Raw genomic sequence first — 25,228 nt, 5'->3', positions numbered from 1 at the left:
GAGGGCTTATCTAAAGGGTAATGCGAAATTTGTTGCGTCCGCGCAGCTATTGTGTAAGCTGGTCGCGATAGCTTCGTCCCAGGGAGACACACCATGATGAACAAGACGGTGCAGCGCACAGCGACAGTCCTGGTCGTGCTCGTCGCCCTGGCAGCGGCCTTCGTCTGGAATGGCCGGACCGGAGGCGGGGCAGGCGGAGCCGCGCTGGAACCCATCATCCTGGCCACCAACACCAGTTATGTCGCGATGTGCCCCATCCTGGCCGCGCGCGACCTGGGCTATTTCGAGCGCGAGGGGCTGGCGGCCCAGGTGCAGCCGCACACCAGCGGCAAGGCGTCGCTGGAGGCTGCGCTGCAGGGCCGCGCCCATCTGGGCACCGTGGCCGACATCCCCATCATGTTCGCGGTGATGGACAAGGTGCCGGTGTCGGTCGTGGCCACCTTCTTCCGCGCCGAGCGCGACCACGGCATCGTCGGCCGCAAGGACCGCGGCGTGACAGCGCCGGCCAGCCTGGCGGGCAAGCGCGTCGGCGTCACGCTGGGCACCTCCAACCATTTCGTGCTGAATGCCTTCCTCAACCGCCAGCACCTGGCGTCCAGCGCAGTCACCATGGTCAACCTGAAACCGGAGGACATGCCCGCCGCGCTGATGCGCGGCGAGGTGGACGCCGTGTCGAACTGGGAGCCCTATATGGACACGATGATGACGCAGCTGGACGGTAACGGCACCAAGTTCGACGCCGAGGACCTGTACGAGATCCCCTACAGCCTGGCCGGCACCAAGGAGTATGTGCTGAGCCACCCCGATACCATCAAGAAGCTGCTGCGCGCGCTGATAGCCGGCGCGCGCTACTGCACCGAGCAACCCAAGGCGGCGCAGGAAATGACGGGCGCGGCGCTGAAGACCAGCGGCGACAAGTGGCGCGAACTGTGGCCGACCTACCGCTTCCGCGTCAGCCTGGACCAGGCCTTGCTGCTGGCGCTGGAGGACGAGTCGCGCTGGGCCATCAGCAACCAGCTGGCCAGCGGGGCGGCGGTGCCCAACTTCCTGCCGGCGATCGACTACCGGCCGCTGGAGGCGGTGGCGCCGGCCGCCGTCACGGTGATCCATTAAGGAGGCCCAGTGAAACTCGCCACCCGCTTCCAGCTGATGGGATTGTTCTCGGCCGCCATCGTCGCCATGATCGTGGTGGTGTTGCTGGGCACGGCGCAGCGCGTGCAGCGCGAACTGAGCAAGAACGAGGCGGCCGGCGAGATGCTGCACGCGGTCACAGCGCTGCGCTACCTGACCCTGGAATACGTGCTGCGCCACGAGGAGCGCGCCGAGGCCCAGTGGCAGCTGCGCAGCGATTCGCTGGAACACCTGATCGTACAGGCCGACGAGTTCCAGGACCAGGAGGAGGCGCAGCTGCTGGCCGGCCTGCGGCGCACGCACACCAGTCTGGACCGCTTGTTTACCACCCTGGCATCCCAGCCGCGCAAGCCGCCGCCCGACACGCCGCAGCGCGCCGTGGCCGACGAGTTCGAATCGCGCCTGTCGGGCCAGATCGCCAACAAGATGCAGAGCATGATTTCGGACGTGCTGCGCCTGTCGGAGCTGAGCCGCAGCGAGTTGCTGGCCGCGCAGCGGCGCGAGAGCCTGGCGGTGGCGGTGTTCGGCGGCCTGGCCCTGCTGGCCGTGGCGGGCACCACGCTGGTGGGCTACCGCAGCGTGGCGCGGCCGCTGGCGCGGCTGCGCGAAGGCACGTTGAAAGTGGGCGGCGGCGATCTCGATTTCAAGCTCGGCGTGCACACGCGCGACGAGATCGGCGAGCTGGCGCGCGCCTTCGACGGCATGACCGACAAGCTGAAACAGACCACCGTCTCGCGCGACGACCTGGCGGGGCTGAACACCGCGCTGCAGGCCGAAATGGAAGTGCGCCAGCTGGCCGAGGCGCGCACCACGGCGCAGCTGCAGCGCCTCAACCTGCTGCACCAGATCACGCGCTCGATCGGCGAGCGGCAGGACTTGCGCAGCATCTTCCAAGTGGTGATCCGCAGCCTGGAGGACCAGATGCCGATCGACTTCGGCTGCATCTGCCTGTACGACCACGCCGGCGAGCAGCTGCTGGTGAGCTGCGTCGGCCTGCAAGGCTCGGCGCTGGCGATGGAGCTGCCCATCATCGAGCGCACCCACATCGCCGTGGATGCCAACGGCCTGGCGCGCTGCGTGCGCGGCGAGCTGGTCTACGAGGCCGACATCGCCGAGGTCAACTTCCCCTTCCCGCGCCGGCTGGCGCAGGGCGGCCTGCGCTCCATGGTGCTGGCGCCGCTGCTGGTGGAGAGCCATGTGTTCGGCGTGCTGGTGGCCGCGCGGCGCCAGGCGCACAGTTTTTCCAGCGGCGAATGCGAATTCCTGCGCCAGCTCAGCGAGCACGTGGCGCTGGCCGCCAACCAGAGCGAGCTGTACGCCGCGCTGCAGCGCGCCTACGACGAGATGCGCCAGACGCAGCAGGCGTCGCTGCAGCAGGAGCGCCTGCGCGCGCTGGGGCAGATGGCCAGCGGCATCGCGCACGACATCAACAACGCCATCTCGCCGGTGGTGCTGTATACCGAATCTCTGCTCGAGACCGAGGCCGGCCTGAGCGAACACGCGCGCTCCTGCCTGGAGGTGATCAAGCGCGCCATCGACGACGTGGCCGCCACGGTGGCGCGCATGCGCGAGTTCTACCGCGTGCGCGAGCCGCAGCTGACGCTGGCGCCGCTGGACGCCAACCAGCTGCTGCAGCAGGTGGCCGACCTGACTCGCGCGCGCTGGAACGACATGCCGCAGCAGCGCGGCATCACGATACGGCTGGCAATGGAGGCGCTGCCCGGCTTGCCGGCCATCATGGGCGTCGAGGGCGAACTGCGCGAGGCGCTGACCAACCTGGTGTTCAACGCGGTCGACGCCATGCCCGAGGGCGGCGTGCTGACCTTGCGCACGCGGCTGATGGAGCAGGGCGAGCAGGGCTTGCAGGGCGCGCGCAGGGTGTGCATCGAAGTGGGCGACAGCGGCGTGGGCATGGACGAGGACACGCGGCGGCGCTGCCTGGAACCGTTCTTCACCACCAAGGGCGAGCGCGGCACCGGCCTGGGACTGGCCATGGTGTATGGCATGGTGGAGCGGCACAGCGCGCAGATCGACATCCTGACCGCGCCCGGCGAGGGCAGCACGGTGCGCCTCAGCTTCGCGCTGCCGACCGAGCCGGCCGGGCCCGCGCCGGCCCAGAGCGCGCCGGCGCTGCCGCAGCGCGTGCGCGTGCTGGCGGTGGACGACGATCCGCTGGTGCTCAAGTCGATGCGCGACATCCTGGAGCGCGACGGCCACCTGGTGACGGCGGCCGACGGCGGGCAGGCCGGCATCGATTCCTTCCGCGCCGCGCAGGCGCGCGGCGAGCCCTACGCGCTGGTGATCACCGACCTGGGCATGCCCTATGTGGACGGGCGCAAGGTGGCGCAGTCCATCAAGGAGATGTCGCCGTCCACGCCGGTGATCCTGCTGACAGGCTGGGGCCAGCGCATCGTCACCGAGGGCGACTTGCCGGTGCACGTGGACCGTGTGCTGGGCAAGCCGCCCAAGCTGCGCGAGCTGCGCGAAGCGATGGCCGCCTGCTGCACCACGGAGGTCTGACATGGTGATGCGCATCCTGATCGTGGACGACGAGGCGGCGCAGATGCGCGCCCTGTGCGACACCTTGGGCCAGCGCGGCTACCAGACCGTGGGCTGCAGTTCGGGCGAGGCGGCGCTGGCCGTCCTGAACGGCCAGGCCGGGGACGGCGGCGCCGAGGCGCCGTTCCAGGTGCTGCTGGCGGACCTGATGATGCCCGGCCTCGACGGTATCGCGCTGGTGCAGGCGGCGCGCGCCATCGACCCCGACCTGGCCTGCATCATCATGACGGGCGAGGGCACCATCGGTTCGGCGGTGCAAGCCATGCAGGTGGGTGCACTGGACTACATCCTCAAGCCGTTCCGGGTCTCGGTGATCCTGCCCATCATCGCGCGCGCGCTGGAGACGCGCAACCTGCGCATCATGAACGCCAGCCTGGAGCTGCGGCTGCGCGAGCACGCGGTGCAGCTGGTGCGCATCAACGAGGAATTGCAAGTGGCGCGCCTGCAGGCCGACCGCGCCAACCAGGCCAAGTCGGCCTTCCTGTCCAATATGAGCCATGAGCTGCGCACGCCGCTCAACGCCATCCTCGGCTTCGCGCAGATCCTGGCCTCCGAGCAGCTGCCCTCCACGCCGGCGCAGAAGAAGCAGTTCGCCGGCAACATCCTGCAGGCGTCGCGCCACCTGCTGCGCCTGATCAACGACATCCTCGACCTGGCCAAGGTGGAGTCCGGCGCGCTGACCCTGGAGACCGAGCAGGTGGGGCTGTCGCAAGTGCTGCAGGAGTGCCGCACCCTGGTCGATCCGCTGGCGCGCATGCGCGGCGTGGAATTGCGGGTGTCGGTGGCCGACGGCGTCAGCGTGATGGCAGACCGCGTGCGGCTCAAGCAGGTGCTGATCAACCTGCTCTCCAACGCCATCAAGTACAACCGCGAATACGGCACGGTCAGCGTGCACTGCGCGGAGGCGGCCGGCGGCGAGCGCCTGCGCCTGTCGGTGCAGGACACCGGGGCCGGGCTGGACGAGAAGCAGCTGGAGGCCATGTTCCAGCCCTTCAACCGCCTGGGCCAGGAGGGCGGCACGCAGGAAGGCACCGGCCTGGGCCTGGTGATGACGCGCCACCTGGTGGAAAAGATGGGCGGAGAACTGGGCGTGGTCAGCACGCCCGGCATGGGCAGCACCTTCTGGGTAGCGCTACCGGTCTTCCTGGCTTAGCGCACCGGTCCCGGCTCCTAGTGGTAGGGCGTGTAGCTGAAGCCGGAGCCGATGACGGTTGCTGCGGCGGCCACATTTTCCGGACTCTCGCTGAAGGACAGGAGCAGCGCGTCGCGGTCTTCGCCGTGCTGCATAGCCTGCAGCCAGTAGGCACGGCCGCCCGCGTCGGGCGCGCGGTGCAGCACGTTCGCGTACAGCACGTCGATGAAAGCGGAGTCCGTGCCGGCGCCGGCGTACAGCTTCGTGAATTCGCCGCTGGCGAGGAATTCGGCGGCCACTGCCTTCAGCGGCAGGCCGCGCTCCATCATGGCCAGCCAGAAGCCCAGGCCCGCGGCGTCCGGCGTACGGTCGAATGCTGCCTGGTACAGGCGGTAGACTGCGCCGCCCATGCCCGTTCCATCCACGTCCAGCGCCACGGCGGTGTCGCCGAACTGCAGGCGCTCGACGCCGTTCAGCAGATCATCGGTCATCGGATGGGCCACGCTTTCCACGCTGAAGCCGGCGCCCGCGCGCGCGATGCGGTAGTCGCCCAGCGCGCCGGGGTAGCTGACCGTGTCGATGCCGGCGCCGCCGTTGAAGGTGTCGCTGTGGTTCTGGCCGGCGAATTTGTCGTTGCCATCGGTGCCGGCGACGACGCGGTTGCCGGCCATGGTCGTGAACTTCTCGAAGCGCGAGGCGGACAGGTTGCCGCTGCTGTCCTTGACCGTGCCGGTGGCCAGTTCGAGGATATAGGCCGTGCCGTACTTCAGCGCTTGCTGGGGCATAACGGTGAGCGTGTCGCCGGCTATGAGCACATTCGTGCTGGTGCTGTCGTAACGCGCGACCAGGGCACCGCCGGCGTCGCGCAGGTTGATGGCGCCGAAGCCCCGCGCGATGTCCTCGCTGTAGCGCGCGGTGAACACGGCATCGACAGTGGCGAGTCCCAGTTCCCTGTCCATGCTGAATTGCTGCAGCGCCGGAGCGGTGCGGTCCACCACTTTGCTCACCGTGAGCGCATAGCTGCCGGTGGTGTTGCTGAAGCTGTCCGCCTTGATGTAGTAGGTGCCGTCGGCGGAAGGTTTGTAGGAAAGGTGCGTATCGTCGCCCCAGCCGTTGTAAAGCAGTTGTTGTCCCGCAGGGCCGTATAGCCATACCGCCGTCGATCCGCCCGCGGTGTGGCCGCCGGCGCCGGTCTGGAAGCCGATGTCATAGGACTGGCCGGCCGCCAACACAATGGCGTACCAGTCCTGGTCGCCGTACAGCTCGAAGGACGCTTCCTGTTTGGCGCCCAGTTGCAGCAAGGTGGCGGCGGCCAGGCGGTCGCCATGGTCGTCACTGGCGTAGCCGGTCAGGCGCACGGCATAGCCGCCGATGGCGTAACTGCCATTGGCGGATACGGTGAACTGGTACTCGGAGCTCGCGCCGGGGCGCAGCACCAGCTTGGAGCCGGGCCAGCCGGTGACTGTGCCTTCCGGGTCGTCGCCGCTCAAACTGGAGGCCCCGAGCATGGAGTACAGGGGCCACTGGTTCACGAAGCTGGCAGGGTCGCCGCCGTCCAGCAACTCAAGCAGATAGGTCATGCCGCCGCTCAGTGTGGCGGTGAAACTGTCCGAATCGCCCGGATATTCCAGGGCGCCAGGCACGGTCTGCCCGTCGGACAGCAGGCCGGCATCAGCGCCGTAGCCATAGTCGTCCGGCGCGGCCTCCGCGGCACGCAGGCGGTAGCTGCCGGTGTAGCCGCCGGCCACGCCCGTGTAGCTCTCCACGCCGACATAGTAGCGGCCGGCATCGAGGTCGCTCAGCGGCAGCACTAGCATGTTGGTGTTTGCGCCGCTGGGGCTGGCGGAGTACAGCAGGCGGCCGTCGGCGTTGTATAGCTGCATGAGCAGCTTTTCCATGTTCGGCACGCCGTCCAGCGTGTACAGGTAGCGCTTGCCGGCCTGTACGTTGATGGCCTGCCAATCCGCATCGCCTGCCGTTTCCAGCGTGCCGATCACTTCTCCTCCCGGATCGAGGCTGCCATTGGTGGCGGTGTCGCCGCTGAAGTCGTCGGTATTCGGTGTAGTCATCGATGGCGCGGAGCAGGCAGGCCGTCTGGCCGGGCTGCAATTTTAGCACCCTCAAGATTGTCGCCACTGGGCGGATGGTTCCAGCGTTTTCAGGCTGTATTTATATACAGTATAATTCGGCCACTGAACGCTTTGATACCGCACCGTGGCTCCGACATCCCAGCAAGGTTTCATCCTGACCCGCCACTGGCGCGACACGCGGCATGGCACCGAAATCGAATTCTGGCTGGCCACCGACGGCGGCCCGCGGAAGATACGCCTGAACGGGCAGGCCTCGGTCGCCTTTGCCGAGGCCGGCCAGCGCGCGGCCATCGAAGCGCAACTGGCCCTGGCCGGCGGCGGCCAGCAAGCCGACGTGCGCGAGCTGCCGCTGAAAACGTTCGAACAGCAACCGGTGGTGGGCATCTACTGCAGCCATTACAAGCAGCTCACGGCGCTCGAGCGCACCTTGCGCGAGCGCGGCATCAAACTGTACGAAGCCGATATCCGGCCGCCGGAGCGCTACCTGATGGAGCGCTTCATCACCGCCTCGGTGCAGATCGAGGGCGGCCAGCAGAGCGGCCACACCGTCACCGACTGCAAGCTCAGGCCCGCGCCGGACTACCGGCCCGTGCTGAAGATGGTGTCGCTCGACATCGAGACCAGCGCCTACGAGGATCTGTATTCGATCGCGCTGGAGGGCTGCGGCCAGCGCCAGGTCTACATGCTGGGCGACGCCCCCGGACAGGGCCGGACGGATGCGGACTGCGCGCCGGACTTCGCGCTGGAATACTGCGCCACGCCGCGCCAGCTGATCGAAAAGCTCAACGCCTGGTTCCAGCTGCACGACCCGGACGCGATCATAGGCTGGAGCCTGGTGCAGTTCGACCTGCGCGTGCTGCAGAAAAACGCCGACAAGCACAAGGTGCCGCTGCTGCTGGGACGCGAGGGCAGGCAGATCGACTGGCGCAAGCACCACGCCAAGCAGGAATACGTGTTCGCCGCGCTGGCCGGGCGCATCGCCATCGACGGCATCGAAGCGCTGCGCGCGGCGTCGTGGAGCTTTCCCTCCTTCAGCCTGGAAAACGTGTCCCAGGCCATGCTGGGCGAAGGCAAGGACATCGGCGACGCCTACGACAAGATGGCGGAGATCGAGCGCCGCTTCCGGCACGACAAGCCGGCGCTGGCGCACTACAACCTGAAGGACTGCGAGCTGGTCACCCGCATCTTCGACAAGGCGCGGCTGATGGCCTTCATCCTCGAGCGCGCGCACGTGACCGGGCTGCAGGCCGACCACTTCGGCGGCTCCATCGCCGCCTTCAGCCACCATTACCTGCCGCGCATGCACCGCGAAGGCTATGTCGCGCCCAGCGTGGGCGACATCGAGGTCGGCCCGTCGCCGGGCGGCTTCGTGATGGACTCCAAGCCCGGCCTGTACGATTCGGTGGTGGTGCTCGACTACAAGAGCTTGTACCCGTCCATCATCCGCACCTTCCTGGTCGACCCGGTGGGCATGATAGAAGGCGCGGCGGGCGGGCCGGGGCGGGGCGTGCCCGGCTTCCGGGGCGCCGTCTTCTCGCGCGACAAGCACTGCCTGCCGGCCATCGTCGACACGCTGTGGCAGGGGCGGGACGAGGCCAAGCGGCACAAGAACGAGGCGCTGTCGCAGGCGCTCAAGCTGCTGATGAATTCCTTCTGCGGCGTGCTCGGCTCGCCCGACTGCCGCTTCTTCAATCCCAAGCTGGTGTCCTCGGTGACCTTGCGCGGGCACGAGATGATGAAGCTCACGCGCGAGCTGGTGGAGCGGGAGGGCTACGACGTCATCTACGGCGACACGGACTCTATCTTCATCTGGCTCAAGAAGGAGTACGGCAACGGCGAGGCGCTGGCCATCGGGCAGGGCCTGGCCGACAAGATCAACCTGTGGTGGAAGGACACGCTGCAGCGCGAGCTGGGACTCGAGAGCCAGCTCGAAATCGAGTTCGACACGCACTTCCGCAAATTTTTCATGCCCACCATACGCGGCTCCGAGCTGGGCAGCAAGAAGCGCTACGCGGGCCTGAGCGCGAATGCGCAAGGCGAGGAGGAAGTGATCTACCGCGGCCTGGAGGTGGCGCGCAGCGACTGGACGCCGCTGGCCCACCAGTTCCAGAAAGGCCTGTTCAACCGCATCTTCCGTAACGAGCCCTACCAGGACTATGTGCGCGACTACGCGCGCAAAACCGTCTCGGGCGAGTACGACGACTTGCTGGTGTACCGCAAGCGGCTGCGGCACCGGCTGGACGAGTACCAGGTCAACGTGCCGCCGCAAGTGCGCGCCGCGCGCCTGGCCGACGCCTACAACCAGTCCCTGCAGCGGCCGCTGCGCTACCAGAACGGCGGCTGGATCAGCTATGTGATGACCACCGGCGGGCCGGAACCGCTGGAGGTTGTCAAGTCCAGCATCGACTACCAGCATTACGTGAGCAAGCAGCTGCAACCGATCGCCGACGCCATCCTGCTGCCGCTGCACGACAGCTTCGCCGGCCTGACCACGTCGCAGGGCAATCTGTTCTGAATCGCGGCCCTGGATAAGGATTTCCTTATGACAAGATCGGGATGTGCTGATTCCTTGAATTTTTTCGACGTGATAGCGTTGCCCCTGGTTGACCGATATCGAGGAAATGTGATGAATGCTGTTGAAATGCCCGAGGGGCAGGACCTGGTGGCGAAGCTGATCGCCCTGCGCGATGCGCTGGTTGGGACGTCGCAAACCTTGCGTGACCTGCAGTTCCAGATAGACCAGGAAGGCCGGAAGCAGGCCGAGGATACCATCGACACCATGCTGGACAGGTTTGCGCTCACGCCCCCTTCCGGCAATGCCGGCCCGGCGGCCGCGGCGTAGCAAGCCCGGCATCGGGCGCCAGCCTTCTGTTGCAGTAATGGCACAGCCTCAGAGGTCAGACCAGTTGTCTGGTAGCATGATCGCTACTGTTGATTGGATTCTTTCCGGAAGGCCGCCTCTATCATGATACGAATTTTGATTGCCGATGACCATGCCATCGTGCGCGCCGGCCTGCTGCAGTTGTTTGCGCTGGCCGGTGACGTGACGGTGGTGGCCCAGGCCACCAATGGCGGGCAGGTGATGGAGAGCTTGCGCGCCACGCCGTGCGACCTGGTGCTGCTCGACTTGTCCATGCCCGGCGCCAGCGGCGTCGAGCTGATCGCCCGCCTGCGGGCGCACGCGCCTGCGCTGCCCATCCTGGTGTTGAGTATGCACAACGAGGCGCTGGTGGTGCGGCGCGCATTGAAGGCGGGCGCCAACGGCTATATGAGCAAGGACGGCGATCCCGAGACGCTGTTGCTGGCAGTGCGCAAGGTGGCCTCGGGGGGGCGCTACCTGGACCCCGGCCTGGCCGAACTGCTGGTGTTCGACAACGACGCGGGGCAGGGCGCGCCGCCCCATGAGCAGCTGTCGAACCGCGAACTGGGCATTTTCCGGCTCTTTGTCGGCGGCAAGACCGTCAACCAGATCGCCGACGAGCTGGCGATCAGCAACAAGACCGTCAGCACCCACAAGGCGCGGCTGATGCAAAAGATGGGTTTCCAGAGCAATGCGGACATGGTGCGCTATGGGATCGATCATGCACTGGGCAACTGAATGTAAGGGTGGTGTAAGGATTTCCTGTGCCGCGTGATGGGATGGGCCTACAAGCATATCAAGAATGCCTGATAGGAATCAGTTGCACGCCACGGCATACTGCTTGCAACCGGGCCGCCGCCCGGGCTTGCAAGCTGGAGTGAACCATGAGCATGTCGCCTGAGCTGCGCGGCCGCAGCATCCTGATCGTCGACGACAATCCGGCCAACCTGGCGCTGGCGCTGGCGATGCTGGAGCAGCAGGGCCTGCTGCTGTCGGTCGCGCACAGCGGCGACGAGGCCTTGCTGCGGGTCGCCTGCGCGCCGCCCGACCTGATCCTGCTGGACGTGATGTTGCCCGGCATCGACGGCTTCGAGGTGTGCCGCCGCCTGAAGGCCGGCCCCGCGCCGGCCGCGGCCGTGCCGGTCATCTTCATGACCGCGCTCAGCGGCCTGGCCGACAAGGTGGCCGGCTTCTCCGCCGGGGCGGTCGACTACGTGACCAAGCCGCTGCAGTTCGAAGAGGTGCTGGCGCGGGTGGCCACGCATTTGCGGCTGGCCGCGATGCAGGCCAGGCTGGCCAGCCAGTATGCCTTGCTGTTGGCCGAAAACCGGGAACGTTGCGCAGCCGAGCAGGCGCTGCTGCAGTACCGCGACAGTCTGGAGTTGCAGGTGGCGGCGCGCACGGCCGAATTGCGCGAACTGGGGGCGCACCGGGAATGCGCGCGGGAGGCCGAACGCAGGCGCATCGCGCGCGAATTGCACGACGAACTGGGGCAATCGCTGACCGCGCTGCGCATGAAGGCTGCGCTGCTGCGGGTGCGCTTCGGCGCCGACGTGCCCGGCTTGAACGAGCAGGTGCGCGGCTTGACCGAACTGGTCGACCGCGCCATCGGCGTGGTGCGCAGCGTCGCCACCACGCTGCGGCCGACCGTGCTGGACCTGGGCATAGGCTCGGCGCTGGAATGGCTGGTCGACGAGTTCCGCAAGCACAGCGGCATAGACTGCAGCCTGACGCTGATGCTTGAGGGGGAACAGCTGAACGAAGAGCATGCCATCGCCGTGTTCCGCATCGTGCAGGAATCGCTGACCAATATCGCGCGCCATGCCGGCGCCAGCGAGAGCGCCGTCACGCTGCGCTGCGGCCCGCAGCAGTGCGCGGTGCAGGTGGACGACAACGGCTGCGGCTTCGACCCGGCCCGGGTGCCGCCGCACTCGTTCGGCCTGCTCGGCATGCGCGAGCGCGCGCTGAGCCTGGGCGGCCTGGTCACGGTCGACAGCCGGCCTGGCGGCAGCACCCGCATCGCCGCCACGCTGCCGCTGCCGCCGGCGTGAGCGCACGCGCCGCGCAGCGCTGTAGGGATTTCCCTACCGCCTTATCAAGATTACCTGATGGTAAAAAAACATGCCTTATGGCAAACTAACCAGTTATCCGAGTGCGTCGGCGTGTCCGTGGGGATCGGGCGCCATCGTGAGTGAATGCGGGGCTGGGCATGGGGGACAGGCGGTTGCCGGGGGGGATGGCGGGGGCGCGCGGCGGCGTCTGGCTGCTGGCCGCCTGTTGCTATTGGCTGGCGCCGGCCGCCGGTGCCCAGGCGCTGTCGCTGCCGCAATGGCGCGCCGAGCTGCCGCGCGTGTCGGCCCTGGTCGAGCGCGACGCCGTATCCGCCCTTGAGCAGGCGCAGCGGCTGCAGGCGGCGCCGGCCGGCGCCACCGGCGCCGAGCTCACCAGCGCGCTGAACCTGCTGGCCCGCGCCGAACTGATACTGGCGCACAGCGACACCGCCGGCGCGCTGGCCGAGCGCGCGCTGGAGCAGGCGCGCCAGCAAGGCGACCGCATCGGCCAGGCCGAGGCCGACATGGTGCTGGCCTTGAGCACGGTGAGCCAGGGCCGCATCGACCGCCTGGTCAGCGCCACCAGCCACGCGGTCAAAATCCTCGACGGCGTGCCCAGGCCGGTGCTGCTGTCCGAGGCCATGCTGCGCGCCGCCATGACATACAGCCGGCTGGGCAAGCTCGAGGACTCGGTGGCGATCTGCGTGCAGGCGATGGAGATCGCCCGCGTCAGCGCCCTGCCGCGTGCGCTGGCCTTCGGCCACCAGTGCATGGCGATTTCCTTTGCCCAAAGCGACAACCGTGCCGAGGCGATGCGCCACTACACTGCCATGGCCGACGCCGCGCGCGCCGACGGCTCGAAAATACTGCTGGCCCTGGCCCTGTCCGGCCTGGCGGCCCAGCAGGCGGCCGCAGGCGACCTGCACGGCGGCGAAACGCTGATACGGCAGGCGGTGCAACTGTTCCGCGAGGTGGGCGGGCCGTATTACCTGAACAGTTGCCTGCATGGCCTGGCGACCAATCTGTCCAAGCAGGGCCGGCATGCCGAAGCGCTGCGCCTGTTCGACCAGGTGGCGGTCACCTACCAGCGCTATGCGAACCGCATCGGCCTGTGGTGGTCGCTGACGGCGCGCGGCGCCGAGCATGCCCAACTGGGCAATCTGGCTGCGGCCTGGAGCGATGTCGAAGCGTCCTACCGGCTGGCCAAGGAAGTCGGCCTGGAAGGCTATGTCAGCAACAGCGCGCGCCAGCTGGCGGCGCTGGCGGCGCGGCGCGGCAACCACCAGCTGGCCTACGCGTATTCGCTGGAGGCGGCCGAACTGGGCGCCAAGGCGACGCGCGACAAGACCAGCGCGCGCGTGATCGAGCTGACCGAGCGCTACGAGTCGGAGAGCAAGCAGCGCCATATTGAAAAGTTGACCCTCAGCAACGCCAGCCAGCAAGCCGAACTGGAGCGGCGCGCCCTGCAGCAGGGCTGGATGTGGACCGTGCTGGGCGGCAGCCTGGCCCTGCTGCTTTGCATCGCCGTCTTCATGGCCCGGCTGCGCCGTTCGCACCGCCTGGTGGGGCAGTTGAACACCGAACTGGAGGTCAAGGTGCAGCAGCGCACCGCCGCGCTGCGCCAGCAAACCCGCTACCTGCGGGTCTTGATCGACACGCTGCCGTGGTGGGTCTGGTTCAAGGACACCGACAGCCGCTACCTGGCGGTCAACCGCGCCGTCGCGTCGGTCTGGTCGCGCGACATCGACTCGATGGTGGGGCTGACCGACGAGGACATCGCGCCGGATACGGCCGCGCATGTCCGGCTGGAGGACCAGGAAGTGATGGCCACGCGCGAGGCGCGCACGGTGGAGGCGCAGCGGGCCACCGAGCGCGGCCTGGTCTGGGTCGAGACCTTCAAGGCGCCGGTGCTCGACGAGGACGGCAGCGTGCTGGGCACGGTGGGCTACGCGCGCGACGTCAGCGAGCGCAAGCAGGCCGAGGCCGCGCGCGAAGCGGCGCTGCAGGAAGCGCAGCGGCTGGCCAGCCTGCGCAGCGAATTCCTGGCGCAAATGAGCCACGAGCTGCGCACCCCGCTCAACGGCATCCTCGGCTATGCCCAGCTGCTGCGGCGCGACCCCGGCCTGAGCGAGCGCCAGCGCGCCGGCGTGGCCGTGATCCACGACAGCGGCGACCACTTGCTGACCCTGATCAACGACCTGCTCGATTCGGCCAAGATCGAGGCCAACAAGCTGGAAGCGCAACTGGGCGCGGTGCCGCTGCGCCTGTGCCTGCAGACCTTGGCCGACATGCTGCGGGTGCGGGCCGAGCAAAAGGGACTGGCCTTCGATTGCGACATCGGGGCCGACGTGCCGGCCCTGGTGCTGACCGACGAGCAGCGCCTGCGCCAGGCCCTGCTCAACCTGCTGGCCAACGCCGTCAAGTTCACCGACCGGGGCGGCGTCAGCCTGCGGGTGCAGGCGCTGGACGGCGGCCGCCTGCGCTTCGAGGTGGCCGACACCGGGGTCGGCATCGAGGCCGGCCAGCTGGAGCGCATCTTCCTGCCGTTCGAGCAGGCCGGCGAGACGCGGCGGCGCCACGGCGGCACCGGCCTGGGACTGGCGATCAGCCGCCAGTTCGTGCGCCTGCTGGGCGGCGAGATCGCAGTCGAAAGCCAGCCCGGGCAGGGCTGCCGCTTCTGGTTCGAGCTGACGCTGCCGGTGCTGGCGGCGCCGGCGCCGGACAGCGCCGAACCGCAGATGATCGTCGGCTATCTCGGCCGGCGGCGGCGCTTGCTGGTCGCCGACGACCTGCCGGAGAACCGCCGCCTGCTGGCCGACATGCTCGAGCCGCTGGGCTTCGAGGTGGCGCAGGCGGCGCACGGCCAGGCGGTGCTGGAGCTGGCCGCGCGGCAGCGGCCCGACCTGATCCTGATGGACGTCGTCATGCCTGGCATGGACGGCCTGGAGGCGGTGCGCCGGCTGCGCCGCGACAGCGCCATGCACGACGTGCCGGTGATCGCCGTGTCGGCCAGCGCCGGCGCCGACGACCGCCAGCGGCAGTTCGACGCCGGCTTTGACGACAGCTTGCCCAAGCCGCTCGACCTGGACGCCCTGCTGGCCCGGCTGGGCCACTGGCTGGAGCTGGAGTGGCAGCGGCAGCCGGCGCCGCGCAGCGCGCCGGACGGCGATGACGGGGACGGCGCGCCGCTGGTGCTGCCGCCGCCGGCCGAAATGGCGATCCTGCACCACCTGGTCCAAGTGGGCAATATGCGCAAGATCGTGGAACGGGCCGATTATCTGGGCCAGCTGGACCGCCGCTACCGGCCCTTCGCCGCGCAGCTGCGGCAGCTGGCCAAACGTTATCAATCGCAGGCCTTGCTCCAGCTGGTCGAGCGCCACCTGGGCCTGCAAGAAGGAGTGAACCATGACCATGTCGCCTGAGCTGCGCGACCGCACCATCCTGATCGTCGACGACACCCCGGCCAACCTGGCGGTGGCGGTCGCCATGCTGGAACGGCAGGGCCTGAACCTGGCGGTGGCGCAGAGCGGCGACGAGGCGCTGCGGCGGGTCGCTTTCGCGCCGCCCGACCTGATCCTGCTCGATGTGATGTTGCCCGGCATCGACGGTTTCGAGGTGTGCCGGCGCCTGAAGGCCGGCCCCGCGCCGGCCGCCGCCGTGCCGGTCATCTTCATGACCGCGCTCAGCGGCACGGTCGACAAGGTGGCCGGCTTCCGCGCCGGCGCGGTCGACTACGTGACCAAGCCGCTGCAGGCCGAGGAAGTGCTGGCGCGGGTGACGACCCATTTGCGCCTGGCCGCGATGCAGGCCAGGCTGGCCGGCCAGAACGCCTTGCTGCTGGCTGAAAACCGGGAGCGTTGCGCGGCCGAACAAGCGCTGCGGCAATACCGCGACAACCTCGAGCAGCAGGTGGCGGCGCGCACGGCCGAACTGCGCGACAGCGAGGCCAAGTTCCGCTCCCTCAGCGAAAACCTGCCCGATCCCATCGTGCGCTACGACTGGGCGCTGCGCCGCACCTACGCCAATCCCGCGTACGAGCGGGCCATGCGTTTGCGCCCGGGCCAGGCGCTGGGGCGCATCCGGCCGCAGGAGTGGCGCGCCGACCTGCCGCTGGCGCGCTTCGAGGCCATCTTGCAATCGGTGATAGACAGCGGCGAGCAGACCGAGGTCGGCCTGTCCTTCCCGGCCACGGGCAACCGCCTGCGGGATGTGGCGATCCGCATGAGCGCCGAGCGCGGCGCCGGCGGCGACATCATCGGCGTGCTGGCCATAGGCCGCGACGTCACGGTCCAAAAGCAGGCGGAACGGCAATTGGCCGCGTCCCACGCCCAGTTGCGCGAACTGGGGGCGCACCAGGAATGCGCGCGCGAGGACGAACGCAAGCACATCGCGCGCGAGCTGCACGACGAGCTGGGCCAGTCGCTGACCGCGCTGCGCATGCAGACGGCGCTGTTGCGGGTGCGCTTCGGCGCCGACGTGCCCGGCCTGAACGAGCAGGTGCGCGGCATGACCGAGCTGGTCGACCGGGCCATCGGCGTGGTGCGCAACGTCGCCACCACGCTGCGGCCGGCCGCGCTGGACCTGGGCATAGGCTCGGCGCTGGAGTGGCTGGTCGACGAGTTCCGCAAGCACAGCGGCATCGACTGCAGCCTGACGCTGGCGCTGGAGGACGGGCAACTGGACGAGAAGCAAGCCATCACCGTGTTCCGCATCGTGCAGGAATCGCTGACCAATATCGCCCGCCATGCCGACGCCAGCGAGACCGCCGTCACGCTGCGCTGCAGCGGCGAGCAGTGCGAGCTGGCGGTGGACGACGACGGCGGCGGCTTCGACCCGGCGCGGGTGCGGCCGCATACCTTCGGCCTGCTCGGCATCCGCGAGCGCGTGCTGAACCTGGGCGGGCAGGTGACCGTCAGCAGCCGGCCGGGCGGCAGCACCCGCATCAGCGTGCACCTGCCATTGCCGCCGGCATCACAAACACGAACCAAAGAAGAGACCTTATGAAATCAGTTCGCAACATGCAATCCTATAAACGACCTTACCAGCGCTATTGCCTCGGCTGGGCGGCGTTGGCGTGTGCCACCGCCACCGCCGCCACCGCGCAGGAAGCTGCCCCGGGCCCGGCCACGGCGCCGCCGGTGGTGGTCGAAGGCAAGCGCGCCAGCCTGATGACGGCGCAGCAGATCAAGCGCGATCAGCTCGCCATCGTGGACTCGGTGGTGGCCGACGCCATCCAGGCACTGCCCGACTTCAGCGTGACCGACGCCCTGCAACGGGTGACCGGAGTGCAGATCGCGCGCGACCGGGGCGAGGGCGCCAACGTCGCCATCCGCGGCCTGACGCAGACGGAGACGACGCTCAACGGCCGCGAAGTGTTTACCGCCGGCACCGGCCGCAACCTCGATTTCGCCGACGTGCCGGCCGAGATGGTGGCCGGCATCGACGTCTACAAGAGCGCCTCGGCCGAGCAGATCGAGGGCGGCCTGGGCGGCACCATCGACTTGCGCACCCGCCGTCCCTTCGATTTCGCCGGCCGTCAGCTGGCCGGCACCGCGCGCCTGGTGCACGGCGCGCTGGCCGGCCACACGCAGCCGCAATGGTCCGTGCTGGCCAGCGAGCGCTGGCGCGGCGCCGGCGGCGAATTCGGCGCGCTGCTCAACCTGGTGCACCAGCGGCGCGCCTGGCGCGAAGACCAGAACAGCTTCGGCGCGCCGGTGCTGCGCGGCGACCTGGTGCCGGGCCGCCAGGTGGCGGTCCCCAGCAACACGGGCGAGTCGGCCAGCACCGGCCGGCGCGAGCGCGACGCCGCCTCCGCCATGCTGCAGTGGCGCCCCGCGCCCGGCGCGGAGCTGTATGCCGAGGGCCGCTACGAGCAATTTTTCACGCGGCAAGACACCTATCAGATCACCCTGGGCATCGCGCCGGCCTTCGTGCCCGGCAGCGTGTCGCTGTTCGACGGTAGTAGCGACGTCAGCCGTGTCAGCTGGCTTGGGGCGCCGGCCAGCATCCTCAGTTTTGCGCGCGACACGGTGGACCGCAACCGCGCGCTGGCCGTGGGCGGCAGCTGGCAAAGCGGCGCGCTGCGCCTGAAGGCCGATCTCAGCCACAGCGCCGGCCACAATGCGCTGTATTTCGCCGGCCCCACGCTGACCGGCAGGACGGCCACGCTGCGCACCGACCTGACGGGAGCGCAACCGTCGGTCACGCTGCCGGGCAATGAACTGCTCGATCCCGGCCAGTTGCAGGTCGCCGGCATCGCCTATCGCACGCGTCCCTACGACGGCAAGCTGAACGCGCTGCAGTTCGACGCCAGCTACGGTCTGGACGGCTGGCTGGAAAGCCTGTCGGCCGGCGTGCGCCTGGGCCGGCGCGACGCCGGCAACGCGCCCGGCCTGGTATTCGGCGACACGCCGGTGCCGGCCGGCCTGGCGCTGGCGGCGGCGCCGTCGCTGGCGGCCGCGTATCCGTTTTCCAGCTTCTTCCCGGACGGCGGGCAGGGGCCCAGCAACTACCTGGTCGGCGACCTGGCCCAGGCCCGCGACGCGGCCGCCTTGCGCCGCCTGGCGGGGCTGACCGCGCCGCTGCCGGCGGCCGGCGGCGCGCTGGGCGTGTGGCGCATCCGCGAACAGACCGACGCGGCCTACGTCCAGGCCCGCTTCAACGGCGGCACGCTGCCGCTGGAAGGCAACGCGGGCGTGCGCCTGGTGCGCACGCGCGAAGCGGTGCAGGGCATGCAATCGTTGCCGTCGAGCGGCGCCATCGCGCCGATCGGCGTCGACCATGCCTACCACGACTACCTGCCCAGCCTGAACCTGCGCTACCGGCTGGCGCCGGACTTGATTCTGCGCGGCGCCGCCGCGAAGTCGGTGACCCGGCCCAATTTCGACCAGCTGTCGCCGTCGCTCACGCTGGTGCCCAACAGCAATACGCCGAGCGCCAACACCGGCACCGCCGGCAATCCCGCACTGCAAGCGATACGCGCCAACAATGTCGACTTCGCGCTGGAACGCTATCTCGGGCCGGCCGCCTCGGCCACGCTCACCGTGTTCCACAAGCGGGTGGACGGCTTTATCGGCGCCGCCAGCCAGCCGGAAAGCCATGACGGCGCGGTCTACCAGGTCACCCGGCCGTACAACAGCACGCGCGCCGTCATCAAGGGGGCGGAACTGGGCTACCAGCAAATGTACGATTTCCTGCCCGGCTGGCTGGGCGGGCTCGGCGCGCAGGCCAACTACACCTTCGTCGACAGCGCCACGCCCAGCAGCCTGCTGGGCGCCGACACGCCGCTGCCCAACCTGTCGCGCCACAGCGCCAATCTGGTCGGCATGTACGAGCGCGGTCCGTGGTCGGCCAGGCTGGCCTACAACTGGCGCGACAAATTCCTCAGCAGCATCAACAGCACCATCGGCCTGGGCGTGCTGCCGGTCTACACCGACGGCTATGGCTGGCTGGACGCTTCTGTCGGCTACAAGCTCAGTTCCGGGCTGACGTTGTCGATCGAAGGCGGCAATTTGCTGCGCACCGTGCGGCGCGCCAACTTCAGCAGCGCCACGCGGCCGCAGAGCTTGTGGACCAACGACCGCCAACTGAGCGTGACGGCGCAGTTCCGTCTTTGAGCATGGCGCCGGCAGGGGCGGGGCGCTGCCGGCGCGGTGCGGCGCGCCGCCCGCCGCGTTGGTAGGAATTTCCCTAGCAGCGCTTCAGGCGATCCCGATTTGCGGATGCCCTAAGAATAATTACTATATGGATATTTTTCGCCCTCCGGCGGGCTCGGCCGGACTGCGGTTACGGCCCGGCGCAGTAGAAGGCAGCAATGTGAGAAAGCTATCCATGAAGATTGAAAATTTCCGTACCGGTTCTTCGGGCGCAGGGCTACAGGCCCTGCATGAGGAATGGATATGCTGCTGATGACGGAAGGGGTATCGCATTGTCCGGCGGCGGAGGCGCGGGCGGGCGAGCTGGAGCGGCTGGTGGCGGAGCGCACCGCCGGCTTACTGGAGGCCAATCAGCGCTTGCGCGATGAAATCGGCGTCTGCCAGCGCGAGCTGGCGCAGTTGCGCGTGGCTGCCACCGACGTGGCGCACGGCTCGCCGGGCAGGACGCCGCGCCCGGATCCGGAATCCGGCCACGCCGGAGCCGCCCCGCATGCATGGGCGCGGGGCGGCGACGTTGCCGAAATCGATCAATACCGCAGGCAGGTGCACCAGCAGGCTTTCTTCGACAGCTTGACCGGGCTGCCGAACCGCCTGCGCCTGTCCGAGCGCATCGCCCTGGCCATCGCCGACGCCGGCGCCCACGGGCGCCAGTTCGGCCTGATGTTCCTCGATCTCGACCGCTTCAAGGATGTCAACGACACGCGGGGCCACGCCGTGGGCGACCAGCTGCTGTGCGAGGCGGCGCGCCGCATGCTCGCCTGCGTGTGGGAGCGCGACACGGTGGCGCGCCTGGGGGGCGACGAATTCGCCATCTTGTTGCCCGAAGTGCGCCAGCGCGGCGACCTGGGCCTCGTCGCCGGCAAGCTCCTGTCGCAATTGGCCGAACCGTTCGTCATCGACGGGCGTGAGCTGTTCGTGACCGGCAGCATCGGCATTGCGGTCTATCCGGACGACAGCGCCGACGTCGATGCGCTGTACCGGTATGCCGATTCGGCCATGTACCACGCCAAAAAAATGGGGCGCAACAATTACCAGCACTACAGCCAGGAGTTGTCCAGGCGCTCGCTGGAACGCGTCGAAATCGCGTCGGCCTTGCGCGCCGCGGGCAAGCGCGGCGAACTGGTGCTGCATTACCAGCCGCAGGTCGATTTGCGCAGCGGCCGCGTGACCGGCGCCGAAGCCTTGCTGCGCTGGAACCGCCCCGGGCACGGCATGGTGGCGCCGGACCGCTTCATTCCCGTTGCCGAAGAGTCCGAATTGATGGTGAGCATAGGCGAGTGGGTGCTGCGCAGCGCCTGCGCGACGGCGGCCCGTTGGAACGGCGCCCGTGCGCAGGCGGTCAAGCTGTCGGTCAACCTGTCGGCGCGCCAGTTCCTGCGCAACGATCTGGTGGGCAGCGTGCGCGCCATCCTGGCCGACAGCGGCTGCCGGCCGGAGTGGCTGGAACTGGAAATCACGGAAAGCCTGCTGCTGGAAGACAGCGTGGAGGTGATTGCCATGCTGGGCGCGCTGCACGCGATGGGCTTGTCGATTTCCCTCGACGACTTCGGCACCGGCTATTCGGCGCTGAGCTATCTGAACCGTTTTCCGGTCGAACAGATCAAGCTGGACCGCTCTTTCGTCAGCGGCATCCCGGAGCAGCGCGGCAAATGCGAGCTGGTGAAGGCGATGCTGTCGATCGCCGTCGCGCTGGGCCTGGAATCGGTGGCCGAAGGGGTCGAGACGGCGGAGCAGGCGGCCTATCTGCAAGCGCACGGCTGCCGTCTGGCGCAGGGTTATTTTTTCGGCAAGCCGATGCCCTTGAGCGAGTTCGACGCCATGCTGGCTGACAGCCCTGCGTGAGCCGGCCGATCCCTGCCTAGCCGTATATCGCCTTCAAGTGCCTGAGCAGGTCGTGCAGCCGGTACGGCTTGTTCAGCAAGGGCAGCGCGTCGGCGCCGCTTTCACGGCTCAGCAGCGGCGTGGCGCCGTAGCCGGAGGCCAGCAGCACCTTCAGCTCCGGCAGGCGGCGTTTGGCCTCCTTCGCCAGTTCGATGCCGTTCATGCCCGGCATCACGACGTCGGTGAACAGGACGCCGATGTCCGGATGGCGGCCTATGGCGTTCAGCGCTTCGCCGGCGTTGTTCGCCGCCAGCACGTCGTAGCCCAGGCCCTGGAACAGATTGATGGCGATTGCCAGCACTTCCGGCTGGTCGTCGACCACCAGGATTTTCTGCCTGGCCGGCGCAGCGGCGCTGGCGTCGTCGGCGGCGCCAGCGATAGCCGGGAAGTACAGCGCGATGTCGGTGCCGGCGCCCGGCGCCGACGCCATGCTCAGGTCGCCGCCGGCCTGCTGCACCATGCCGTAGACCTGGCTGAGTCCCAGGCCGGTGCCCTTGCCGACCTCCTTGGTGGTGAAGAAGGGTTCGAGCGCGCGCTCCATCACGTCCGGCGGCATGCCCGCGCCGTCGTCCTTGACGCCGACGCGCACGTAGCGGCCGGCGCCCAGGCCGCCCACGTCGCCCGCGCGCAAGTCGACGGCGGCGGTCGTGATGTCGATGGCGCCGCCCGATCCGACCGCGTCGCGCGCATTGACCACCAGGTTGAGCAGGGCCGATTCGAACTGCGCCAGGTCCATCTCCGCCTCCGGCAGCTGCGGCGCCAACTGCAGATGCAGCTGGACGGAACCGGGAACCGCCCGCCGCAGCACCGCCTCGAAGGAGCCGATCACCAGGTTGAGGTCGAGCTTTTCCGTCTTGACGGGTTGCTGGCGGGCGAAGGTCAGCAACTGCTGCGTGAGCGAGGCGCCGCGCTGGGCCGCGCGCTCCATGCTGTCGACGACCTTCAGCCGCGCGCCGTGATCCGGCGTCAGGCGCAGCAAATCGATGCCGTTGATGATGACGTTCAGCAAGTTGTTGAAATCGTGCGCGATGCCGCCCGTCAATTTGCCGATGGCTTCCAGCTTCTGCGACTGGAACAGCGCCGCCTTGGTGCGTTCTAGCACCTCGGCCGCGTTGCGCCGCTCCGTCACGTCGCGCGTCACCTTGGCGTAGCCGACCAGCGCACCGCCGGCGTCGAAGATAGGATCGATCACCACGTGCGCCCAGAACTTGCTGCCGTCCTTGCGCACGCGCCAGCCTTCCTTTTCGAAGCGGCCCTCGCGGCGCACGGTCGCCAGGGCTTGCATGGGCAGGCCGGCGCGCTGGTCCTCCTCGGCATAGAAGCGCGAGAAGTGCGTGCCGACCACCTCGTCCGCGGTGTAGCCCTTGATCCGCCGAGCGCCCTCGTTCCAGTTGGTGACGCGGCCCTCGGGCGAGAGCATGTAGATCGCATAGTCCGTGACGCCCTGCACCAGCAGGCGGAAGCGTTCCTCGCTGGCGTGCAGGGCTTCCTCGGTGCGGCGCTTCTCGGTAATGTCGCGGGTGATTTTCGTAAAGCCCAGCAGGACGCCGTCGTGGTCGCGGATCGCGTCGATCACCACGCTGGCCCAGAACGTGGTGCCGTCCTTGCGCACGCGCCAGCCCTCGTCTTCGAAGCGGCCGTGCTCGGCCGCGCGGGCCAGGGCGCGTCCGGGCCGCTCGGCCGCGCGGTCCTGGATGGTGTAGAAGCGGCCGAAGTGCTTGCCGATGATCTCGTCAGCCGTGTAACCCTTGAAGCGTTCGGCGCCGGCGTTCCAGCTGTTCACGATGCCGTCCGGCGACAACATATAGATCGCGTAATCGGTGACGCTGGCGATGAACAGCTGTATCCGTTCCGCCTGTATTATCTTGCGCTGCTGTTTATCCGGATTGCTCATATGCGTGCCTGGGCTGGTGCTGAATTGAGATAACTCTGCTTCACACGATTCTACGCGCAGGGGCTGCCAGGACGCGCGCCACTGCCGCCGTGCGCGCGGTGTAGGGATTTCCCTAGGCTGGCCTAGGGCATTTCCGATTTACAGTTTTATAAATAATTATTACCATAAAGAAAGTTATCGCACTCTGCGGTATTGAAAGACTGCCATGGACACAGTGGCTGAGCTGCCATCGGCCACCCAATCAAAGACAAATAAATGAGCATATCGAATTTAAAAGTTGCCACCCGCTTGGGCATAGGCTTCGCGCTGGTGTCGCTGTTGCTGGCCGTGGTCACCCTGTTGGGCCTGAGCCGCATGAGCGAACTCAAGAGCCGTATGGATGAGATCACCAAGGTGAACAACGTACAGGCGGCCCAGGCCTCGGTCATGTACCTCACCATTACCGAACGTGCGCTGGCGCTGCGCAATCTGATACTACTGGGCGAGAACCCGGTCGAATCGCAGATCGAAATCAAGCGGATCAAGGTGCAGACGGAAAAATACGCGGCGGCGGAGGCGGTGCTGCGCCGCATGCTGAACTCGCCAACCGCCAACGCCTCGCCGGAAGAAAAAGCGCTGCTCGACGAGATAGGGAAAACCGCCGCAGCGGCGGCCCCGTTCATTGCCAGGGGCGCGGAACTGGCGCTGGCGGGCAGCCGGGAGGAGGCGTACCAGCTGTTGCGGTTTGAATTCCGGCCCACGCAAAAGAAATGGTGGGAGCAGCTGGGCCGGCTGAGCGAGCTCGAGGCGAAGCAGAACGAGCAGGCGACGGCCGAGGCGGAGTTGGACTACCACAGTGCGCGCACGCTGATGCTGTTCTTCGGCGCGCTGGCGCTGTTGTGCAGCGCCGGTGCGGCGGTGCTGATCACGCGCAGCGTGGTCAACGAGCTTGGCGGCGAGCCGGCCTACGCCCGCGCCATCGTCGAGCGCATCGCCGCGGGCGAGCTGGGCATTGACATCCGGACCCGGCGCAACGATCGCTCCAGCCTGCTGTATGCGATGCAGACCATGCGCGACGGCCTGGCCGGGATAGTCGGCAAGATCGACCTCAGTTCCCACATGATCGCCACCGCCTCGGACCAGATCGCGAGCGGCAATCTGGACCTGTCGTCGCGCACCGAACAGCAAGCCGGTTCGCTGGAAGAAACCGCGTCGGCGATGGAGCAGCTCACCAGCACCGTCAAGCAGAATTCCGACAACGCACGGCAGGCCAACACGCTGGCGCTGTCGGCCTCCGAAGTCGCGCTCAAGGGCGGCGCGGTGGTGGCGCAGGTGGTCGACACGATGGGCTCGATCAACGAATCGGCCCGCAAGATCGTCGACATCATCGGCGTGATCGACGGCATCGCCTTCCAGACCAATATCCTGGCGCTGAACGCGGCGGTGGAAGCGGCGCGGGCCGGCGAACAAGGACGCGGTTTCGCCGTGGTGGCGACCGAGGTGCGCAGCCTGGCGCAGCGTTCGGCTGCCGCTGCCAAGGAAATCAAGACCTTGATCGGCGACTCGGTCGACAAGGTGGAGGCCGGCACCCGGCTGGTCGACCAGGCTGGCGCGACCATGCACGAGATCGTCGACAGTGTCCGCCACGTGACCGAGATCATGAGCGAAATCACGGCCGCCAGCCTGGAGCAGACCGGCGGCATCGAGCAAGTCAACCAGGCGATCAGCCAGATGGACCAGGCGACGCAGCAGAATGCCGCACTGGTCGAGGAGGCCGCCGCCGCCGCCGCATCCATGCAGGATCAGGCCGGCAGCCTGGTGGAGGTGGTGGGTCTGTTCAAGCTGAAGGCCAGCCACGCGGCGCCCGCCGGCAACGTCGTCGGCCTGCCGCGCTCCCGGCCCGCCGCCCACGGCTTGGCGGGCGGCCCGGCGCGTATCAAAGCGGCGCCCAGGCGGTCCAACGGGGCCGGCGCCGAATGGGAAGAGTTTTGATGCC

Annotated in this window: 14 protein-coding genes; 12 read left to right on the top strand and 2 right to left on the bottom strand. The window is 68.1% G+C overall.

The window, feature by feature from the left end; all coding sequences use genetic code 11:
• Positions 1–93 precede the first annotated feature (93 nt).
• The 3 genes from ACSQ8Y_RS18500 to ACSQ8Y_RS18490 are packed head-to-tail and all read left to right on the top strand — an operon-like array spanning position 94 to position 4,843.
• Complete coding sequence (locus tag ACSQ8Y_RS18500; RefSeq protein ID WP_436267898.1) at positions 94–1,113, top strand: ABC transporter substrate-binding protein; 1,020 nt, start codon at positions 94–96, stop codon at positions 1,111–1,113.
• 9 nt (positions 1,114–1,122) lie between these two features.
• Positions 1,123–3,651: an ATP-binding protein gene (locus tag ACSQ8Y_RS18495; RefSeq protein ID WP_436267897.1), complete on the top strand. Its 2,529-nt coding sequence runs from the start codon at positions 1,123–1,125 to the stop codon at positions 3,649–3,651.
• 1 nt (position 3,652) lies between these two features.
• A complete protein-coding gene (locus ACSQ8Y_RS18490) occupies positions 3,653–4,843 on the top strand; it encodes an ATP-binding protein (RefSeq protein ID WP_436267896.1) in 1,191 nt (396 codons plus the stop codon).
• 17 nt (positions 4,844–4,860) lie between these two features.
• Here ACSQ8Y_RS18490 and ACSQ8Y_RS18485 read toward each other — a convergent pair whose 3' ends face one another.
• Positions 4,861–6,891, bottom strand: a complete 2,031-nt coding sequence (locus tag ACSQ8Y_RS18485) for a DUF4214 domain-containing protein (RefSeq protein ID WP_436267895.1) — start codon at positions 6,889–6,891, stop codon at positions 4,861–4,863.
• Positions 6,892–7,036: 145 nt separating this feature from the next.
• On the opposite strand from ACSQ8Y_RS18485, the gene ACSQ8Y_RS18480 reads away from it, so the two are divergent.
• The 8 genes from ACSQ8Y_RS18480 (at position 7,037) to ACSQ8Y_RS18445 (ending at position 21,320) form a co-directional block, all read left to right on the top strand.
• Positions 7,037–9,427 (top strand): DNA polymerase II, encoded by a 2,391-nt coding sequence (locus ACSQ8Y_RS18480; RefSeq protein ID WP_436267894.1) that lies wholly within the window; start codon positions 7,037–7,039, stop codon positions 9,425–9,427.
• A 111-nt stretch (positions 9,428–9,538) separates the two neighbouring features.
• On the top strand, positions 9,539–9,754 hold the full coding sequence (locus ACSQ8Y_RS18475; protein ID WP_436267893.1) for a hypothetical protein: 216 nt from the start codon (positions 9,539–9,541) through the stop codon (positions 9,752–9,754).
• A gap of 123 nt (positions 9,755–9,877) precedes the next feature.
• Positions 9,878–10,510, top strand: a complete 633-nt coding sequence (locus tag ACSQ8Y_RS18470) for a response regulator transcription factor (protein WP_436267892.1) — start codon at positions 9,878–9,880, stop codon at positions 10,508–10,510.
• A 146-nt stretch (positions 10,511–10,656) separates the two neighbouring features.
• The gene (locus ACSQ8Y_RS18465; protein WP_436267891.1) at positions 10,657–11,823 is read left to right on the top strand and encodes an ATP-binding response regulator; all 1,167 of its coding nucleotides are present in this window, start codon (positions 10,657–10,659) and stop codon (positions 11,821–11,823) included.
• A gap of 185 nt (positions 11,824–12,008) precedes the next feature.
• Positions 12,009–15,245: an ATP-binding protein gene (locus tag ACSQ8Y_RS18460; RefSeq protein ID WP_436267890.1), complete on the top strand. Its 3,237-nt coding sequence runs from the start codon at positions 12,009–12,011 to the stop codon at positions 15,243–15,245.
• Positions 15,229–16,827 (top strand): response regulator, encoded by a 1,599-nt coding sequence (locus ACSQ8Y_RS18455; RefSeq protein WP_436267889.1) that lies wholly within the window; start codon positions 15,229–15,231, stop codon positions 16,825–16,827. Before ACSQ8Y_RS18460 ends, ACSQ8Y_RS18455 begins: the two co-directional genes overlap by 17 nt.
• Positions 16,824–19,439, top strand: coding sequence for a TonB-dependent receptor (locus ACSQ8Y_RS18450; RefSeq protein WP_436267888.1), 2,616 nt, complete (start codon positions 16,824–16,826; stop codon positions 19,437–19,439). Before ACSQ8Y_RS18455 ends, ACSQ8Y_RS18450 begins: the two co-directional genes overlap by 4 nt.
• A 282-nt stretch (positions 19,440–19,721) precedes the next feature.
• The gene (locus ACSQ8Y_RS18445) at positions 19,722–21,320 is read left to right on the top strand and encodes a putative bifunctional diguanylate cyclase/phosphodiesterase (RefSeq protein ID WP_436267887.1); all 1,599 of its coding nucleotides are present in this window, start codon (positions 19,722–19,724) and stop codon (positions 21,318–21,320) included.
• Positions 21,321–21,336: 16 nt separating this feature from the next.
• Here the strand turns inward: ACSQ8Y_RS18445 and ACSQ8Y_RS18440 are convergent, their stop codons facing one another.
• Positions 21,337–23,253 carry a PAS domain S-box protein gene (locus tag ACSQ8Y_RS18440; protein WP_436267886.1) on the bottom strand — a complete coding sequence of 639 codons (1,917 nt, stop codon included), beginning with the start codon at positions 23,251–23,253 and terminating at the stop codon, positions 21,337–21,339.
• Positions 23,254–23,508: 255 nt separating this feature from the next.
• Here ACSQ8Y_RS18440 and ACSQ8Y_RS18435 point away from each other — a divergent pair, with 255 nt between their 5' ends.
• The gene (locus tag ACSQ8Y_RS18435) at positions 23,509–25,224 is read left to right on the top strand and encodes a methyl-accepting chemotaxis protein (protein WP_436267885.1); all 1,716 of its coding nucleotides are present in this window, start codon (positions 23,509–23,511) and stop codon (positions 25,222–25,224) included.
• The last annotated feature ends 4 nt before the right edge of the window (positions 25,225–25,228 follow it).

The sequence above is a fragment of the Pseudoduganella sp. LjRoot289 genome (assembly GCF_964252925.1).
Classification (GTDB): domain Bacteria; phylum Pseudomonadota; class Gammaproteobacteria; order Burkholderiales; family Burkholderiaceae_D; genus Rugamonas.
The sequence above is the reverse complement of the archived record's forward strand: the minus strand, read 5'-3'. Positions and strand labels throughout refer to the sequence as shown.